At 58.6% G+C, this 4,583-nt stretch carries 2 protein-coding genes; one reads left to right on the forward strand and one right to left on the reverse strand.

Annotated features, from left to right (window positions below; genetic code table 11):
• The first annotated feature begins 41 nt into the window (after positions 1-41).
• A complete protein-coding gene (locus H6B51_RS16340) occupies positions 42-578 on the forward strand; it encodes a hypothetical protein (RefSeq protein ID WP_204884662.1) in 537 nt (178 codons plus the stop codon).
• A 90-nt stretch (positions 579-668) separates the two neighbouring features.
• On the opposite strand, the gene H6B51_RS16345 is transcribed toward H6B51_RS16340, so the two are convergent.
• On the reverse strand, positions 669-4,583 hold a 3,915-nt coding region (locus H6B51_RS16345), incomplete at its 5' end, for an S-layer homology domain-containing protein (protein WP_204884663.1).

Consider the following 4,583-nt stretch of genomic DNA (forward strand, 5'->3'; position numbering starts at 1 on the left):
CCCCCTGTGGGGGGAAGGTCAAAGAAAAAGGAGGCATGTTTATGGCAACGTACACAGCAAACTATGGGCTGCACCAGTGGGTGCCGGAGGACGTCTTTGTGCGGACGGACTTCAACACCGATCTGTCCAAGATCGACGCGGGGCTCAAGACCGCCCAGGACACGGCCGACAGCGCCGCGTCCGCCGCCGCCGCGGCCCAATCCACGGCCAACACCGCCAACACCAACGCCGCCGCCGCCCAGAGCACGGCCAGCAACGCCGTTTCTGCCGCAACGGCGGCCCAGAGCGCCGCCAGCACCGCACAGGAAACGGCGGACAGCAAGATAGGCATCGTGGTTGGGAATTATCGGGGCGACGGCGAAGCGGAGCGTATCATCTCCCTGGGTTTCAAGCCCAAGGCGGTGATCGTGGAAGTCAAGACGGGAAATCGAAACTCACACGCCTTGGGCGGGCTCGCCATTCCAGGTACTCCCTGCGGCGGCATAGAAATTGTAACGGAAGGGTTTCAGTGCAGCTATGGAGAGTACAGTGAGTCGAATGTCAGCGGATATGGCTACCAATATATCGCATTTCGCTGAACTACTCCACCAAGACAACCTAAATAAAATTCCCCCGGGCAAAAATGCCCGGGGGAATTTCATGGGTTGGATCTGGATACTTTACTTTGCTTAGAAGCTCAGGCCGCTGATGTCAACGGTCATGCCGTAGGTAGTTTTAGTATCGTCATTATCCTTGGCAAAAACCACATCACCATCGGCGTTCTCCACCACCAGCGTCACGTTGTTCTTGCCCTTGCCGTCCTCATATGCCTTTACAAGCACATAGGCAACTTTCAGGGTCTCACCTTCGCCGGGCTCCTTAGTGATGGCCTTGATGGAGTCATCAGCCACCATCGCATCCACAAAGGCGTCATAGTCCTCGATCTCCTTGCCAAACCATTCGGAAATGCCGGTCTGGTAATCAGCAAAGTTATCCTTCGTGATCGCGGTCAGAGTGCCGGACAGCTTCAGGGTAGTCTTATCGCCGCTGACAGACACAGTCTGATCCAGTTCAAGAACAGGCAGCGTGTACCAGTTCTTCCTGCCCTCGGTATTGTTAAGATCCATGACAGTCTTGGCATCTTCACGGTTGTCCAGCTGGTCGCCGACAATGGTACCCTTAAAGCCGCCCTCAGTGAAAGCAGGCCGGTCGTAGGTGACAATGGCGCCGCTGACCTTACCTTCAGCAGGAACAGTCAGCTTGTCGCCCTTGCCCACATACAGGGTGGTGCCATCGGGAACATTGAGGTTCGTAGCAGTCATCTCGCCAGCGGCCTCAATAACCACCTGCTCGCCGACCTTGCTGACAGTCAGGCTGTCAGCGCCGGAAAGCATCTCAAAGTAGTCGGTGCCTTCGTCCTTATCACTGGTCTTGATGGTGACAACACCGTCCGCGGTTCCGGCGCCCGGCTCAGCGGCATCAGCAGTAAAGGTAACGCTCTTGCCGCTGCTCAGCTTGCTCACGTCAACGACAGCCTTAGCGCCGGCGGCCACATTCACAATGGCGCCATCGTTCAGCTTGGAAGCGTCTACATCGGCCTTACCCTTGGTAACGGTAGGAATACCGTTCACGTTCTCAACCACAGAATCCTCATCGGTAGTGGTGATGGCACCGGAAGCGGCACCGTTGACAGTGACATTGCCCTCAGTAGCCATAGTACCGTTGGTCAGCTCCACGTTCAGGGTCACGTTAGTGCCGGCAGCCACAGTCTTCACACCGATGCCGGCCAGGGCGTTGCCGTTGATGGTCTCGTTCACAGTCTCAATACCAATAGCTTCCACGGTAACCTTCTTGTCGCCAAAGACCACGGAGAAGGTGGGAACCACAGCGGCACGAGACAGAGAAACGATGTCGTTGCCCTTAGCGATCTCTACGCCGCCAGCCTGCAGCACGGCGGTAGTATCAGTCAGCTTCACGGTCAGGGTGTTGCCGGCAGTGGGCAGCTTGGTGACGTTCAGAGTCTGACCGGCGCCAACATTAACAGCGATGTCACCGCTGATACCGGAAGCATCCAGAGAAACCACCTTGGCGGTACCGGTACGAGCAGCGGCGTTGGCCAGCGCGTTCTGGATCTGGCCGGCGGTGAGCAGGCCGCTCAGGGAAGAGGCGACCGCGGAGTCAGCCATGTCGTTCTCCACGTCCACCAGCAGCATGGAAACCTTGGTGGTGGTGCCCACATAGCGGACGTTGGCCTGATCGGCGATGCCGTCGTTGCCGATGGTGTCCTCACCGATCTGGATGGAGCCGCCCTCGGCGCCCTCCTGGTCGTGGGAGTCCACGTAGATGATGATGGTCTCGTCGTCGATCTCGCTGACCACGCCGTCGTCAAACTCGATCTTGCCCTTGGCCTCGTCCCAGCCGACCACGGCCACGGTCTGAGAGTTCTTCACCAGGTTGACGTTCTTGAACTCGCCCTCGGCCTTCACGTCATAGGTGATCATCTCACCGGCGGGATAGGCGGCGGGAGCATCAGTGGTCTCAAACTTGCCCTCCACGGCGCCGTCGGCAGTCCACAGAGTGAAGTTCAGGTACTGGGTGCCGTCCTCGCTGGAGCGGTAGGGGGTCTTCACCAGGTAACCATAGTTGGTGCCGGTGGTGATGGTGGGCAGAGTGGCGTTGACCAGCACGGCGACCTTGGCATAGTTGAAGCCGTTCTCGGTGCTCACCAGGACCTGACCATCGGCGCCAAAGGTCTTGGTGCCGTAGGCGTTCTTCAGCTCGCGGCCGGTGTACACCTTGCACTTGTTGGCAGAGCTGGCAGTGTCCTTAGCGCCGCCCAGGACAAAGACGATAGCGTCGTCCGCCAGATCCTTGCCGGCGATCTTGCCGTCGTCGTAGCCATCGCCAGCGGCGTAATCCTTGAAGCCGGCCAGGTTGTTGTCATCAGCGTTGTTCATGTAGACCTGAGCCAGCTCATAGTCGCCGCCGTCCACACGGTAGGTAACCAGGTCGCCGATCAGGCCCTGAACAGCAGTCACATCGGCAGCCACAGTGGCGTCGATCTCATTCTCAACACCAGCAAGATAGATCTTGCTGACGGTGACGGTGGTGGTGGTGCCGTCGGCCAGCAGCAGCTTGGCCTTCACAACATCACCGGAAACGCTGGAGTCGTTGGTGCTCTTCTCGACACCAGCGGTGACCACCATAGCGATGTCCTTGGTGGTGTAGGCGGCGTCGGTGATCTCCATGTGGAACACGGTGGAGCCCAGGGTCACGTACTCCACAGTATCGTTGACCTCGGCGTCGTCCAGAGTATAGCCGGCAGCCGCATTGTACCACTTACCGTCCAGCAGATACTCGGTGTAGGTGTTGGCATTGTTGTCGCCGCGGACGCCGTCCACAGTGGCGGTCATCAGCTCAGCCTTCTCAAAGGTGGGCAGGCAGGTGGCGGAGTTGGCGGCGGAGATGGCATACACCCAGTCGCCCTTGGCATAGCCCTCATAGATGGTGATGTCGTCCAGGCTGAGGCTCTGAGAGCCATCCACATGCTGATCCAGGTTCAGGGTGTTCTTGCCCAGGTAGGTGATCTCGGCCACCACCACAGGAGTGAGGATCATGGCGTCAATCTTGCCGTCGTCGTTGTTGTCCACCAGCTTGAAGGTGTAGGCCTCGTTCAGGTGGTTGTTAGTCAGCTCGGCCAGATTCTGGACAAAGTCATTACCGTTAGCATCTGCCTTCAGGCCTTCATTGGTATAGTAGACGTCAATGTTGGCGGCAGTGTTGTTCAGCTTGTAGTCCACATCGTCGATGCGCACGGTGCGCAGGGTGTCGTCATACTTCTGGATATCGCCGGAAGCGCCGGAGACGATGACGGAGCTGTCGTTGGCGAACACGCCATAGATCACGTCGTTCTTCTGAACGTTGTAGATCACCTTGACCTGCTGGCCATAGAAGCCGGTGTAGTCCACGGTGGACTTCAGGGTCAGGGTGGCGCCCACGCCGTCGTCGGCACCAGTGATAGAGGGGCCGCCGAAGATGGTGTTGTCGAAATTGTCATCCTGATCCTCGTCAGTAGAGGTGAAGGTATAGGTCCAGACGCCCTTCACGTCGTCATAGTTCCAGCCAATCAGATAGCCCAGCTCGATGGTGCCGTCGAACTTGTCCAGGAGCAGGTCGTTGTAGTTGACGTTGTTGGTTCCGGCCAGCACATAGACCTCGGTGACCTCACCGGTAGCCTGGTTCTGGTTCCAGGAGCGGACCATCAGGGGGGACTGGATGGCGTTGTACACCATCTGCATGGCGTCGTCGCGGCTGATGGGATCGGAGGGGGTGATGTCGCTCAGATCCTCATACAGGCCGGCCTCGTTGGCGTAGCGGTTGGTGTTGACAGCCCAGCTGTTGCCCACGAAGCCGAACACCTCGGCCTTGTAGCCCATGGAGGTCAGCAGCATCTTGGCGCACTGCTCAGCGGTCAGGGTGTCCTTGGGGTTGAAGTTGCCGGCGCCGTCACCGGCGATGATGCCCATGACGGTGGCGTACTCGATGTACTTCTCAGACCAGATGCCGTCGATGTCGGCGTAGGTGGGGACGGGCTTGATGCCGGT

The organism is Pseudoflavonifractor phocaeensis, from assembly GCF_016901955.1.
GTDB lineage: Bacteria > Bacillota > Clostridia > Oscillospirales > Oscillospiraceae > Flavonifractor > Flavonifractor phocaeensis_A.